Below are 13,843 nucleotides of genomic sequence, written 5' to 3'. Positions count from 1 at the left end.
GTAATCTTATTTTACTCACCTGCTACCATCCTTTCTGAAATAGGTTTTTTACCAAAGTGAGGTACTGTCTGGTGGCAATCGATGCAAAAATCCTTAGCATCCATAGCTACATTCTTATTTGTCATATCATGACAGTTCAAACAATTTTGATTCACGATTTCCTTTGTTTTCGAAGTTGATTGGATAACATCACTCACTTCTCCGAATGTGTTAATATAAATATCTTTAGCCCCTGCTTTTGCTTTAAAAGGTATCTTAGATAAGATATCATGGGGTGCATGACAGTCATTACATGTTAGATTTGCATGGGTTGATATTTGGTGGGTCCGCACTACTTCATTCATAACATGGCAGCTACTGCAAAATTCTGCTGTATCTGTTGCTTTCATTGAAATTGCTGTTCCCGAGTATAGTAGAATAGCAACTAATAAAGCAAAAAACATGACTGTCCATTTGTTGGCACTTTTTAATCTGTCTTTCAAAGTACCCATTCTCTCACTCCTTCCTTGATAATGAATTTTAAATTTCCCCAATGTAGATGTTTAACTATACTACAAATATATCATAGCTCTTTTTGACCATGTAGTCTGTGTGTGTAGTCACAACATATTAGATTAATTCAAAAAAATGCAACAAATTTGTCACATTATCTGCAAACGCTATTTATCCCCATAACAAAAGCACTTAGCCAGTGTTGCTAAGTGCTAAAAATAATGTTAACTAACTTAAAAATGAATATAATTTGATTTTTGGTTACATGTGTCTACCAGATGTTACCGAAAATCTATAATATATGAAACCAATTACTGTACTAATTATAATCAAAGCAATCAATAATAGAATCCTGTTCACATTTGGTAGCCTAGCAGTTACTTCAATCTCATTATTCTTACCTGGTTTTATATCCCAAACTAATGTATAGCCGTTATCCCGCACTTCATCTGCGTTATGCTTAGTCGGCTGCATTGGTAGCGTTAGAATAAATTCGAGATTAATCTGTTCTATCGCTAGTGCGCCAAGCTGCGATAGCTGACTAGGCAGATTTATGTCGATTGCGCTTAAATCAATATTCCCTGAAGCATTATAGGTTGTGAAAAACATTCGTTCACGGACAGTCAGCATTGGCTCATTAACCGTTACCTGCTGCTCAGTTGCTTCTCCTATAAACGGTAACTTTATTTCAAACATATCAAAATCAAAACTGGCATCATCTAATGTTTCCAAGGTTTTACGTAGCTGCAGCCCTGAGAATTGGTCTGTAGTATAGCTGGAAACTATATAGCCCTCCTGTTTTGCCCCTCGACGCAGGTCTAATACTAGATTATCCCCCGCCAAAGCCAATAGCCCTAAGGTCGAGCGATGAACACCTAGCTTGTAGTCTAAATCTGCTGAGCCATCAGCATTAATAGTTATATGGAAGGCGCCTTCTGCACAACCAGTAGCTACTAAAGCTACTAATAGTAGTATTACAATTATCCCCATACGTCTCAGATGATGTTTCCCCATAAGTAGTAGCTGACCTCCCATTTTGATATCGAGTATCCAAAGCAAAACAAAGACTTAAGCTATTTAAAAGTCTACTATAGTATTTTAACACAGTGAATAGTATACTTGTTCTGGAAATGTCTATCATTAGGACGGTGATTTATTATCTACTATGTATATATTTTAAAATGTGCTGATAGCACTTTATATATAGGATATACGAACAATCTAGAAAAAAGAACAAAACTCCATAACGCAGGTAAAGCTTCAAAATACACTAGGTCTAGGTTGCCTGTGCAAATCGTATACACCGAAGACCACGACACAAAGTCAAGCGCTCTCAAGAGAGAGATGGAGCTAAAACAGCTTACAAGACAACAAAAGCTTAGCCTGATTAAAAATTATTGATTTCCTCTTCCGTCAATTCTCGGCAGTCCCCCAAAGAAAGCTTCGAATCTAAAATTATGTTGCCCATGGAAAGACGCTTTAGATAGACAACTTCACTTCCTACCGCCTCTGCCATTCTTTTTATTTGATGGAATTTACCCTCTTGAATCGTTAATAAGAATCTTTGCTTGCAATAGGGACTAACTGGCTGCTCTGGGATAACCGCTTGCAGCCCTTGTGGTATTATTTGCTCCGCTACTTCTTCGCCCACAAGCATCTGTACCTTTGCAGGCATTGTATGGTATCCATCTTCAAGGGTAACGCCCTGCTCTAGTTCTAATATTTTACCCTCTGTTAGCGAGCGATTAACTTCAACATAATACATCTTATCTACATGTTTTTTTGGTGATAAAAGTTGATGAGAAAACTGTCCATCATTAGTTAATATCAGTAGCCCCTCAGTATCTTTATCTAAACGCCCTACAGGGAATGGTTCGAAAACCTGATATTCCTCTGGCAAAATATCTGTAACCGTTTTATGCAAATAATCCTCAGTAGCCGAAATTACACCTGCAGGTTTATTAAGCATGACATAGATGTGCTTTCGATAATGTAACACCTGACCATCAAAAACTAACTCGTCGGTTTCTGGGTCAATTTTTTCGCTACTATCCTTTACAGGTACACCGTTAACTGTAACTGCACCTGACCTACATATCTTCTTAACCTCCTTACGTGTACCAACTCCAAGGAATGCTAAAATTTTATCAATCCGCTCTTGTGCCATTATTAATCCCCTTTCTATAAGACTCGATATTCTGTTCTCTTAGCTCGAATGTGGCTAGCCCATCTGGCGCTATTTCTTCAAATGCTTCTATAACATGTTCATGGCAGGTAAAAAAGAAAATCTGATGCTGTGCACTTAAGCCACTTATAGTCCGCATTGTCGATAACATTCGTTCTCTGTCAAAGTTAACTACTAGATCATCCATAAATATTGGCCAGCCAATTTGACGGTTATTGAACTGCTGCATAAATCCTAAGCGCAAGGCAAGGTATAGCTGCTCTTTAGTTCCTTGACTTAATTGCTCCGCTTGTAGCCAATCGCCCTTTTTATTTCTAACCCTTATTTTTTTCTCACCTATAGGTAGCGCTACTTGTTGGTAGGCTTGTTCTGTAAACGCTTTAAAAAACTCCGAAGCTAATCGCATTACTTCAGGCTGATGCTCTGCCTCAAAGGTTTGCTTAGATTTTTCTAATACCCATTTAGCCATTGTTGCAATTGTCCATTCTTTAACATTTGCGAATAGCGCTTCATGCTCTTTAGTGCGTTGAAGATTAAGTTCAACTAGTCGATTATCTGTCGCTAATTGTTCTAATTGTAGTTGCAGCTTCCCTAGCTGCTCCCTTTGAGTTGATAGTGTTGAATTTACATCGGCTATTTCTTTGGTTGTGAGTTCTATTTGGGCTTGTATTTGTAAAATGTTAGTTTTCTGTAGCCCCTGAACAATTTCCTCCATCTGATGTTCTGGCTGTGCAAGTAGCCTTATACTTTGCTCAAGCTGTTCCAATAAATTAAGCTTTACACTTATTCTTTCATTTAGGCGTTCAAAGTAGCTCTCTATTTGCAAATCATCCTGTATAAGATGGTCCTTATCTGGTAATAAGTTTAATTTCTCCATAATATTCTTCATTTGCAGACACTTGCTTTCAAGCTCTTGTCTGTAGTCTGTTAGTTTAACCTTCATGTTATTCTTTGTGTTAATTTGATATTGGATATTCTCTATGACGACTATCATTGTATTGATTTGGCTTGGATTTGCTTCTAGTGGAAGGTTGCGCTCCATTAACCATTGCTTCCATTCACCTATAGCGTGCTGATTGCGTTCATCAGCTAATCTATGCTGATATTTAGCCTGTTTAATTCTTAGCTCCCTGTCTTTAAGTACTGCCCGCCACTGGTTATATGCGTATCCCCATGCAAATAAAACAGCTGTACCACTTCCTATAAATAATAGCAGTGTCACTAAATCATCAATAAACGACCCTGCATCTCCGCCTAGCAATACGCCAGTCATAGCGCCGAGTACAACAATCGTTAATAGACTAGGTTGTATAAGCTGCGACCAAGGTTTTTGCGAGCTCTTATGCAAGAATTTTTGCTCTTCTAACTCATTAACAATACCTCGTTTATGATTTTCTTCCTGTTCTTGCTTGCTAAGTTTATTATCGATAGTCCTTAGCTGTTCTTTCAAGGACAGGTCAATTACAAAATCAGCTATCCTATGTTCATCCCACGCCAAACCTAATTTATCTATTTCTGCTCGAATTTTTGCTGATAATTGTTGTTCATCTATTTCAAGCTCCTTTACTTTTTCACGAAGCTGTCTTTGCCTAGGTATATTATCGAGTATTAATTCTATGTCTGCTTGCGCTTCTTGCCAAAGTCGTTGCTGTTCGACCGAACAAAGACTCTCTAGCTGCTCTCTTGTATTTATGTATCGCTCCCAATGGGCCCATGCGCGCTCAAGCTTCTTACTGAATAATAGTTGATTTTGTAGCTTTCCCACAGCAGTTGTAAGCCCTTGTATTTCCGTCTCTATTATTTGTTTACTTTCACTGATCTGACTATAGCAATCAAGCTCAAGCTTTACTTGATTGTACTGGTTATCCAAATTGCTGAGAGTCGATATCTGTTGAATTATGGGCTGCTTCTTACCTTTTCTCCTGAACAGCCCCTGACGCTTATTATCTAATGTGTTAATCGTCTCAACGTAATTAACTCCATGGGCACCAAGGCTTGCGCTGTATAAATAATCGGCCAACCTTCCCTGCTCAAGGGGCAGTTTAGTTAGCTCCTCATATGACAACCAAAAAATCGCTTTGAATAACTCTTTGTCAATGTTTGCAAAGTTCATGTCCCATAAGGCATTTGCATCCTCCCCTTGTTCATCAATGCACAAAAACTCCCCCGACTTTTTTCGAGGGTTTGCAAGACGTTCGAGGGTATAGTAGCGACTATATGAGTCTTGTATGTAGATTTTTCCACCATGTACGCCACCCTGTAACGGTGGGCATTCATGGGATTGCAGTCCATAAAGTACACAGGCTACAAATGACATTAAGGTCGATTTTCCTGCTTCATTACTACCGTAGATTACGTTTAATCTGTCTGAAAATTGCGGGCTCATGAGATCACGGAACTGTCCATAGCCATTTATATTAATTTTCTTGATTTTCACTCATTTCAACTCCTACCACACATGCACTATTCCCATTTCTATCTATTATATCAAGCAACAAATCTAATCCAAGCTGTTCTACTTCATCGAGCCACATAGTCCAGTCTTTTTCTAGCTTGATTAGGTTCCATTGTTCCTTTCCCAACTGCCCCGCATTAGTTTTGGTTATTTGTTGAAATGTTGGTAGTCCATACAGTTCATCCAGCTCTTTTCTTAGTTCTTTAAAGACCTGAGGATTTGTCCTAAGCTCCTCAATTAAAGACAGGAATTCTCCCAATAGGGTATCCTGTTGTCTTAGGTTTCCAATATTAACGATAGGAAGGGTTTTGTTTACTATCGATATTATTAATAGTTTCTCTAATGATAGCTCTTCTGCAATATATTCTAGTACGCCCTGCTGTCGAAGCGCCGTATAGTAAGGTGTTTGACCCTTAAGATTAAGCTTAATTATATGATGTTTATCTTCGTCTTTTATATTCCTAGATAACTGGTTTTTGATATTATCTACAATTATTGATATAGCATTATCTTTATATTCGTTATCGTTATAATTGTTATATTTGTTTTCCTCGTTATCCTCGTTAGAATCCTCATCTTCATTATTGGTCTCGACTAAAACCTCTAGCTCCTGCCAGCGTACAGCATCCAAAGCATGAAAGTTTAACTCTACCTGCTGCTGATCTATACATTTAACAAGGTAGCAGCCCCGTTCACCAATCTCTCCAGAATGTCTGCCTTGAACATTGCCTGAGTAAACAATGTAAGGATGTTGATTATTCAAAATTGTTGGTTTATGAATATGCCCTAAGGCCCAGTAGTCAATATTTGATTGCTTAAGTTTTTCCAGCGTAAATGGTGCATAAGGTTGAGCGTCTGTGTCTAAACCAGATTGTCCGTGCAGGATTGCAATTTTCAGTATTTCTTCCTGCGGTTTATCCTGTGGTACTTGCTGTAATTCCTGCTGCTGTTTGGCAATGCATTCCGAAGCTAAATCCTTAGTAACCTGGCGCTGCCAGTAGCTTCTCCCATACAGCCTTGCTACTTCCTGTCCCAGCTTGTAGTGACTTATACTAATAGTCTCATCAGATGGAAAGATATGAACATAGGGATGACCCCCTATATCTATGAAGTTCCTCGTGGGATCCTCCGTTAAGGGGTCATGGTTTCCATGGATTATATATATATGGATTTTAGCGTCCGTTAGTCTTTTCATTTTATTGATGAATCTTACTTTGGCTTTTACGCTATAGCTTTCCTTATCAAAGATATCTCCCGCAATAATCACAAAGTCTACGCTTTCCTTTAAAGCCAGTTCAATAAGATTATCCAACGCCTGCCAGGTTGACTCTTTTAAAAGCTCTTTCCAAGATCCATCAAGACCCTTTGTATGTTGAAATGGGCTATCTAAGTGTAAATCCGCAGCATGTATGAAGGTTATAGGATGCACGCATTTTCCCCTCTCATCCTTATAGTATACTAATTTCTAATGCAATAATAGCTGTTACCGTAGCTGCAACACTTTTTCAACAACAGCTTCCGTGGTTATGCCAAATTTCTCATATAACTTTTTATATGGCGCTGAGGCACCAAAATGGTTAATGCCTATACACGCCTGAGAATTCAATGTGTAGCGTTCCCAACCAAGTGTCATCCCTGCTTCAATCGATACTCTGCAGGTTACGTTATCGGGTAAAACCTGCTGTTTATAATCCTCTGATTGCAATTCGAACATCTCCCAGCTTGGCATACTTACAACCCTAGCATCTATATTATGATTCGCTAATTTGCTAGCAGCCTCTAAGGCAAAATGCGTTTCTGAGCCAGTGCCTATAATTATTGCATCTGGATTCTGTTTTTGTTCCTTACGTAAAATATATGCTCCTTTAGTTGCATCCGCTACATTTGGGTAGCTTTCCTCATCAAGCACAGGTAGATTTTGTCTTGTTAACGATAAGACTACAGGACCACTTGCAGCATCAACAGCCCATTGCCAAGCTCTAGAAGTCTCATTGGCATCAGCAGGCCTTATGACTGTTAGTCCTGGAATAGCCCTTAGACTAAGTAGATGCTCTATAGGTTGATGGGTTGGCCCATCCTCTCCCAAACCAATACTATCATGGGTGCAAACATATATTACCTTCAAACCCATTAACGCAGCTAAGCGGATAGATGGGCGCATATAGTCAGTGAATATAAGGAACGTACCTCCATATGGTATCAGTCCGCCATATAAAGCCATTCCATTCAGAATTCCGCCCATTCCATGCTCTCTAACCCCAAAGCGTATATTCCTAGCTTCGTAATTTAACGCTGAAAAATCCAGCTCTGATTCTATAATTGTTTTATTGGATGGTGCTAAATCTGCCGAGCCTCCAATAAGAGCTGGTACTTTTTTAGCAATCTCGTTTAAAACTTTTCCTGAAGCGTTTCTCGTTGCAATCCCCTTGTCGGTTTTAGGAAACTTAGGAATTGTGCAATCCCACTTCGTTGGTAGCTTGTTATCTTGCATATGTAGCCACTCTTGACCAAGTGCAGGGTATTCCTGAATATACCTTTCTAACTCCTTATTCCAAGATTGTTCTCGGTTATTTCCACCCTGCTTCATAACACGATAATGGGATAAAATCTCCTCTGGAATCTTAAACGGCTCTGTTTCTGTCCAACCAAGCTGCTCCTTTGTTCTTGCCAATTCTTGTTCACCTAGTGGCTCACCGTGGGCCGAGGCCGTATTCTGTTTGGTTGGGCTGCCATAACCAATGTTTGTTTTAGTTATAATAATTGATGGCGCTTGATTCTCAAGTTTAGCTTGTGTTATTGCGTTGTCTATAGCAGTAACGTCATTACCATCTTCAACAGTTATTACATGCCACCCATATGCTTCAAAACGCTTTTTAGTATCATCTGTAAAAGCTAAATGTGTATGTCCTTCAATCGAAATTTCATTATCATCATAGAGGCATATTAGCTTTCCAAGCTTTAAATGACCAGCCAAGGATGCTGCTTCGTGGGAAATTCCTTCCATCAAGTCGCCATCACTAGCTATGACATATGTATGGTGATCTACAATTTGAAAACCATGTTTGTTAAAGCGTTCTGCTAAGTGCGCCTCTGCCATAGCCATCCCGACAGCATTTGCAAAGCCTTGACCTAATGGCCCAGTAGTCGTCTCCACTCCTGGGGTATGCCTGTACTCTGGATGGCCTGGTGTTTTACTATCCCATTGGCGGAAATTTTTAATATCTTCAACGCTAACATCATATCCCGTTAAATAAAGTAATGAGTACAGAAGCATCGAGCCATGCCCAGCCGATAATACGAACCGATCTCTGTTTTGCCAGTTTGGATTATTTGGATTATAGCGCATGTGCTTCATCCATAATACATAGGCTGCCGTTGCCATGCCCATCGGCATACCAGGATGACCTGAATTTGCTTTTTCCACCGCTTCTGCAGATAATACGCGAATAGCATTAATATACGTCTGCTGATTATCAAATTGTTGTTTATTCTGTTCCGTCATCTGTACCACACTCCCTTTGTTAACTTTAAACTCTAAAGGCTTTATCTTTTCCCTTTTCGTTATACTGTTATCTACATTATAATTTATAACTTGTGATATGTACAAAAAAGAAACTATCAACACACTTTTAATGTGCCGATAGCTCCTCTAATCCAAGCTTTTTTACTTGTAATCTTCTTTCAGTTATGCTGATTCAGTCGCCCGGTGCTCATATTGACTAATGACCGACTGCTTCAATGCTCCATACTTTCTGTACTGCATAAAGATAACAACTGCTAACAGTGCTGCACCAGTAAGGTCTAAATATACAGGCTTAGATACTAATAGGAATGTAGACACCAATAGTATCAATTGTTGTAAGCGTGTAACCTTACCGAAGCACCAGGCTTGAACAGCCGATGCTAGTGCATATAAACCAACTGCTGCGGTAACTGATCTAATAACTATATCTATTATTTCACCCTGTAGTAGAATTGCTGGCGCATAATAGAACATAAATGGAACAATATATGCCGATATTCCTAAACGGAACGATGTAATACTTGTCTTCATTGGATCAGAGCCACTAATTCCCGAAGCAGCATAAGCAGCTAAGGCAACTGGTGGTGTAATCGCTGATAAGCATGCATAATAGAATACGAAAAAGTGTGCCATTAGCGGATCAATACCCATACGGATTAATCCAGGTGCAATAACAGAAGCTGCTACTGCATAGGCAGCCGTAGTTGGCATACCCATTCCTAAAATAATAGAAATTAACATTGCAAAGAATAAAGCCATAAAGAACGAGGTTCCTGCAAGACCTAATAATAGCGATGCAAACTTCAGACCAATACCTGTTAAGGCGATAACCCCCATGATAATACCAGCGGCCGCACAAACAGCCATAAGCTGAATACTACCACGCACACCAAGGTCTAGAGCGTTCCATATTTCCTTAGGCCCCATACGATTTTCTTTAGTTAACCAACTGACTAAGAAACTAGCAAAAATCGCACTTACACCTGACATGATAACAGAAAACCCACTTGCTAGCATACCAAATAGCATTAATACTGGAATAAACATGTAACTGCGTAACATAACACTCTTAATATCTGGTAGCATATGGCGTGGGAATCCGTCTAGACCAAGCTTACAAGCTTCCTTATCTACCATAAGATACGTCGACCAGAAGTATAGAGCTGCTGGTATAACCCCGGCTACCATAATACTCTGATACGGAATACCCGTCATTTCCGCCATGATAAAGATACCAGCACCCATAATCGGTGGCATAATCTGACCACCAGTTGACGCAACAGCCTCTGTCGCTGCGGCAAACTTCGGGTTATAGCCAACCTTGCGCATCAACGGAATCGTTAAACTTCCTGTTGCAACTGCATTACCTGCTGATGTACCATTCATCGTACCCATAAGAGCACTTGATAATACAGCAACCTTAGCAGGTCCTCCACGTGCGTGTCCACTTATAGCGAAAGCCCATTCAACGAAGAACTTACCAACGCCCGATACTTGTAAAAAGGCACTAAAGATAATAAATAGTATAATATATTTGGATGAGATCGAAATTGGTACACTAAATACTCCATCTAAGCCGTAGATGTAAGTGAAAAAGCGTTCCATTGAATAACCGCGATGCTCTAAAATCCCAGGCATATACGGCCCTGCAAATGCATAGGCAATAAATACCATTGCAAGAATAGTTAGCGACCAACCACTAGTACGGCGAGCTAACTCCAAAACTAGTATAGTACCTATCAAAGCTACTACAAAGTCCATTGTTGTAGGCAGTACACCCATACGGAATATTAACTGATCAAAATACAAGAAAATGTATACAGCTATACCTATACTTGCGGCGATACACACCCAGTCAAGCAAGTGAATTTTTGCCCTTGCCCTCTTCCAGCCTGGTACTAATGCGAAACCTAATGCTGATAATAACACTACGTGCATAACTCTAAACTTCCACGGATCCATCGGTGCTATTGTCAATGTGTACATGTGAAATAATGCAGTAACTACAGCAATTAAAGATAGTGCTCTTCCTAACCATCCCACAATTTCACGATGCGAGGAAAACTCCGCTTCATCGTTCGTCTCTAGTACAATTTTTCCGTCCTTCATCTGAAAATTTCCATGCTTTTGCTCTGGAGACGATGCTTTGACTTCTTTTGTCTCTTTTTCAGTCATTGGGAAACTCCTTCCATAAAAATACTTGCGTATTCTTCAAGTTTAGTCTCGATGTCAAAATGAAAATCCCACCCACCGAAAGGCGAGTGGGATTCAAATAGCTATTTTAGTCTATCACAAATTCCCTTTATTGGAACTAGTAATTAACGACTATTTTACATCAGGATGTATTTGAATGCCAATCTCTTCAAAGTACTTAATTGCTCCTGGGTGCATAGGCATCCAAGTGTTGTCAGCTGCGAACTCTGGTAAAGTCTCTGCTGCTGCTTGGTGCGCTTGCATCATCATATCATTGTTCTCCATAATCGCTTTAACAATCTCATATACTAAGCTGTCTGGAAGATCTTTATTAGCAATTGCCCAGTTACCAATCGCAACTGTTTCAACTGGCTCAGTTAAGAAGTCAGGGTAAGCCGATACTGGAATTTGCGCTGCAGTCCAGAACGGATATTTCTCCATAACTTTATCTCTTAACTCACCATCAACACCGAACATAACAAGGTTCATTTGTGAAGAAGTTTCTAAAACCCCTGCAACTGGTATACCAGAAGCAAAGCTATTTGCATCTAATTGTCTGTCTAAATGGTTACCTACTAGATCACTAAGTCCTGCAAAACGGAAGTTTGGATTAACTCCTGCTAATTCAGCAAAGCTCGGGTGATATACTCCTGCAGTACCACCTTGTGGTCCTGCTCCTATACGCTTACCGTCTAAATCTGCAATGCTCGTAATTCCAGAGTTAACACTTGCCCACCATTGTGAGTAAGTATTGTACATTGGGAAAATAGCTCTCATGTTTTGGTGCTCGCGACCGTTCGTCCAGTCACCTTCGCCATGCCAACCTTCCCAAGCTGGTCCCATCGTTACAAGACCTAAGTCTAAATCTCCAACTTCTACTAATTGAATGTTGTGTACAGGGCCACCAGTTACCTCTACTCCTGTTGAAATTCCAACTTTTTCTTCTAATACGTTAGCAATACCACCAGCGTATACATAATATGCTCCACCAATAGAAGCAGCTCCTAATTGAAGACTTCTTGGCCAATCAGACTTGTCTGGGCCATCTGGTGCTGGTGCTGGATCGCCATTACCTGGTTGTGGTGCTGGATCTGAAGTTGATGTATCTTGCCCTCCGCCGCCACATCCTACTACTACTAAAGATAGTACAAGTAAAGCTGTTAACAATACGGTTAATTTCTTACTTCTCAACATATTATTCCTCCCCTTCTTCTGTGCACATTGTTTATCTGTTATACAAACTGTGCTATTACACAAACTAATATTAACACTGTTTTTAGCACAGTTCAACATTTTGTTCATATTGTTCATTGTGGAATTTATTTGAATTTTCTTGTGCTTCAAAAAAACTCCTGGTACAACAATACTTATCTGCACTAAGCAATGTTTCAGTCAAATATAACTACTCATCATACTCTATAACTATATAGCATTATTTTGAAACTGTGTTTCAATAGGCGAATCATCAGTTTTGCTAATAACTCAAGCAAAAAGCACATAATACTTTTATAAATTGTGTGTTTTTTATTATTATATAAGTAAGAACAGTGAGCCTTGGCGATTATCAAGATTTATAAACAATTTCAGAAGGAGAGGTTGATTATTATGTACAAAAAAGTATTGTTAGCAATGGACCGTTCAAACGAATCTGAAAAAGCCTTTAATCGTGCAGTAAGTATCGCTAGGGATAATCAAGCAATTTTGACAATTGTACACGCACTTGGCATACCAACTGATTACGACTATAAGCTGTTAGCACCAGATGATGATAAGCGCGATTTAGCCCGTGAAGAGGCAGGAAAAATGTTAAATACTTATAAAGAAAAGGCATTTCAGCAAGGTGTTACAGCCGTTGATTTGGTCATTAAGCATGGGATGGCCAAAAGAGTGCTCACAGAAGACGTTATCCCCAGTGTGCAGCCTGACTTGGTTGTAGTTGGTGCTACTGGAATGAGCGCCTTAGATCGTATACTAATTGGTAGCGTATCTGAATACGTTGTGCGACACTCTCCAGTAGATGTACTTGTTGTAAGGTCTTAAACTTTAAAACAGCTTGCATATTGCACAACTTTTCGAGATAGGATAGATTTAATACAAACAATACTTTTATGAACTTAAGGAGGTTATCAAATGGCGTATAAATCAATTTTAGTTGCAGTAGACAGTTCTAATGAATCTAAGAAGGCTTTCAGCAGGGCTGTTACATTAGCTACAGAAAACAATGCAACCTTAACAATCACCCACGTTGTCGACATTCCTATTTACTCAGATTATAAGCCTTATGACGCTGAAATTCTCAATTTAGCAAAGCAGAGTGCCGAGGAGCTCATCGTAGAATTTAAAAATTCTGCCTTAAACACTGGAGTTTCAAAAGTTGAAACTCTCTTAGAAACAGGGTCAGCTAAACGCGAGATTATTCAAACTATTATCCCTAAGGCTAATCCAGATTTAATTGTAGTCGGAGCAACGGGAACTAACGCCCTTGAAAGGGTATTAGTTGGTAGTGTATCTGAATACATTATACGCCACGCCCCATGTGATGTTTTAGTTGTAAGATAGGTTATATAACGGTTAGTTGATAAATTATTAACAAAACTAGTTAAGGGCTGTTGCAAAACGAATGATTAAATTCGTTAGCAACAGCCCTTTTCTAATGGAATAAACAGCTATCTATATATTTATATATTAGACTTTGTTTACATTCGCAGCCTGTGGTCCACGAGCACCATCGACAACTTCAAACGATACTCTCTCACCTTCTTCTAAGGTTTTAAATCCATCTCCACCGATAGCAGAGAAATGCACAAACACATCATCTCCACCTTCAACTTCGATAAAACCAAAACCTTTGCTAGCATTGAACCACTTTACTGTACCTTGTTGCATAATTCTTTTCCTCCTAAAATTCAGTACCCACTTTATTAGTGCATACTATATAAAATTTACTTCTGTCTTAGTTTGTAGCAATTTAACAAATTTCATACCTAAAAATGTA

12 protein-coding genes are annotated in these 13,843 nt (G+C 39.3%); 3 read left to right on the top strand and 9 right to left on the bottom strand.

Features of this window, described 5'->3' with window-relative positions; translation table 11 throughout:
* Positions 1-11: 11 nt before the first annotated feature.
* Positions 12-491: a cytochrome c3 family protein gene (locus tag BHF68_RS08980; protein ID WP_069643313.1), complete on the bottom strand. Its 480-nt coding sequence runs from the start codon at positions 489-491 to the stop codon at positions 12-14.
* 262 nt (positions 492-753) lie between these two features.
* Positions 754-1,506: a DUF3153 domain-containing protein gene (locus BHF68_RS08975; RefSeq protein ID WP_069643312.1), complete on the bottom strand. Its 753-nt coding sequence runs from the start codon at positions 1,504-1,506 to the stop codon at positions 754-756.
* Positions 1,507-1,647: 141 nt separating this feature from the next.
* Here BHF68_RS08975 and BHF68_RS15145 point away from each other — a divergent pair, with 141 nt between their 5' ends.
* On the top strand, positions 1,648-1,893 hold the full coding sequence (locus tag BHF68_RS15145; protein ID WP_218070350.1) for a GIY-YIG nuclease family protein: 246 nt from the start codon (positions 1,648-1,650) through the stop codon (positions 1,891-1,893).
* Here BHF68_RS15145 and BHF68_RS08970 read toward each other — a convergent pair.
* The 6 genes from BHF68_RS08970 to BHF68_RS08945 all read right to left on the bottom strand — a co-directional run bounded on the left by BHF68_RS08970 (position 1,880) and on the right by BHF68_RS08945 (position 12,042).
* A complete protein-coding gene (locus BHF68_RS08970) occupies positions 1,880-2,659 on the bottom strand; it encodes a pseudouridine synthase (protein ID WP_069643311.1) in 780 nt (259 codons plus the stop codon). The genes BHF68_RS15145 and BHF68_RS08970 overlap by 14 nt on opposite strands.
* Positions 2,640-5,114 (bottom strand): ATP-binding protein, encoded by a 2,475-nt coding sequence (locus BHF68_RS08965; RefSeq protein WP_069643310.1) that lies wholly within the window; start codon positions 5,112-5,114, stop codon positions 2,640-2,642. The genes BHF68_RS08970 and BHF68_RS08965 overlap by 20 nt, the downstream gene beginning before the upstream one ends.
* On the bottom strand, positions 5,095-6,561 hold the full coding sequence (locus BHF68_RS08960; RefSeq protein ID WP_069643309.1) for a metallophosphoesterase family protein: 1,467 nt from the start codon (positions 6,559-6,561) through the stop codon (positions 5,095-5,097). The genes BHF68_RS08965 and BHF68_RS08960 overlap by 20 nt, the downstream gene beginning before the upstream one ends.
* Before the next feature lie 54 nt (positions 6,562-6,615).
* The gene (gene tkt, locus BHF68_RS08955; protein WP_069643308.1) at positions 6,616-8,634 is read right to left on the bottom strand and encodes a transketolase; all 2,019 of its coding nucleotides are present in this window, start codon (positions 8,632-8,634) and stop codon (positions 6,616-6,618) included.
* 183 nt (positions 8,635-8,817) lie between these two features.
* Entirely contained in the window at positions 8,818-10,830 is a 2,013-nt protein-coding gene (locus BHF68_RS08950) for a TRAP transporter permease (RefSeq protein WP_069643307.1), read from the bottom strand.
* A gap of 150 nt (positions 10,831-10,980) precedes the next feature.
* A complete protein-coding gene (locus BHF68_RS08945) occupies positions 10,981-12,042 on the bottom strand; it encodes a TAXI family TRAP transporter solute-binding subunit (protein ID WP_069643306.1) in 1,062 nt (353 codons plus the stop codon).
* Positions 12,043-12,453: 411 nt separating this feature from the next.
* On the opposite strand from BHF68_RS08945, the gene BHF68_RS08940 reads away from it, so the two are divergent.
* Both BHF68_RS08940 and BHF68_RS08935 read left to right on the top strand, forming a co-directional pair.
* Positions 12,454-12,888 carry a universal stress protein gene (locus BHF68_RS08940; protein ID WP_084019324.1) on the top strand — a complete coding sequence of 145 codons (435 nt, stop codon included), beginning with the start codon at positions 12,454-12,456 and terminating at the stop codon, positions 12,886-12,888.
* A 90-nt stretch (positions 12,889-12,978) separates the two neighbouring features.
* Complete coding sequence (locus BHF68_RS08935) at positions 12,979-13,407, top strand: universal stress protein (RefSeq protein WP_069643304.1); 429 nt, start codon at positions 12,979-12,981, stop codon at positions 13,405-13,407.
* 126 nt (positions 13,408-13,533) lie between these two features.
* Here BHF68_RS08935 and BHF68_RS08930 read toward each other — a convergent pair whose 3' ends face one another.
* On the bottom strand, positions 13,534-13,734 hold the full coding sequence (locus BHF68_RS08930; RefSeq protein WP_069643303.1) for a cold-shock protein: 201 nt from the start codon (positions 13,732-13,734) through the stop codon (positions 13,534-13,536).
* Between the last annotated feature and the right edge of the window lie 109 nt (positions 13,735-13,843).

Source organism: Desulfuribacillus alkaliarsenatis (assembly GCF_001730225.1).
In the GTDB taxonomy this organism is placed as follows: domain Bacteria; phylum Bacillota; class Bacilli; order Desulfuribacillales; family Desulfuribacillaceae; genus Desulfuribacillus; species Desulfuribacillus alkaliarsenatis.
Note: the sequence above shows the minus strand (reverse complement) of the source record. Positions and strands in the feature narration are given on the sequence as shown.

What these genes read in the sequence shown, in the direction of transcription:
- BHF68_RS08980 (WP_069643313.1), bottom strand. Translation starts at nt 491, where the DNA reads ATGGGTACTTTGAAAGACAGATTAAAAAGTGCCAACAAATGGACAGTC.
- BHF68_RS08975 (WP_069643312.1), bottom strand. Translation starts at nt 1,506, where the DNA reads ATGGGGAAACATCATCTGAGACGTATGGGGATAATTGTAATACTACTA.
- BHF68_RS08970 (WP_069643311.1), bottom strand. Translation starts at nt 2,659, where the DNA reads ATGGCACAAGAGCGGATTGATAAAATTTTAGCATTCCTTGGAGTTGGT.
- tkt (WP_069643308.1), bottom strand. Translation starts at nt 8,634, where the DNA reads ATGACGGAACAGAATAAACAACAATTTGATAATCAGCAGACGTATATT.
- BHF68_RS08950 (WP_069643307.1), bottom strand. Translation starts at nt 10,830, where the DNA reads ATGACTGAAAAAGAGACAAAAGAAGTCAAAGCATCGTCTCCAGAGCAA.
- BHF68_RS08945 (WP_069643306.1), bottom strand. Translation starts at nt 12,042, where the DNA reads ATGTTGAGAAGTAAGAAATTAACCGTATTGTTAACAGCTTTACTTGTA.
- BHF68_RS08940 (WP_084019324.1), top strand. Translation starts at nt 12,454, where the DNA reads ATGTACAAAAAAGTATTGTTAGCAATGGACCGTTCAAACGAATCTGAA.
- BHF68_RS08935 (WP_069643304.1), top strand. Translation starts at nt 12,979, where the DNA reads ATGGCGTATAAATCAATTTTAGTTGCAGTAGACAGTTCTAATGAATCT.
- BHF68_RS08930 (WP_069643303.1), bottom strand. Translation starts at nt 13,734, where the DNA reads ATGCAACAAGGTACAGTAAAGTGGTTCAATGCTAGCAAAGGTTTTGGT.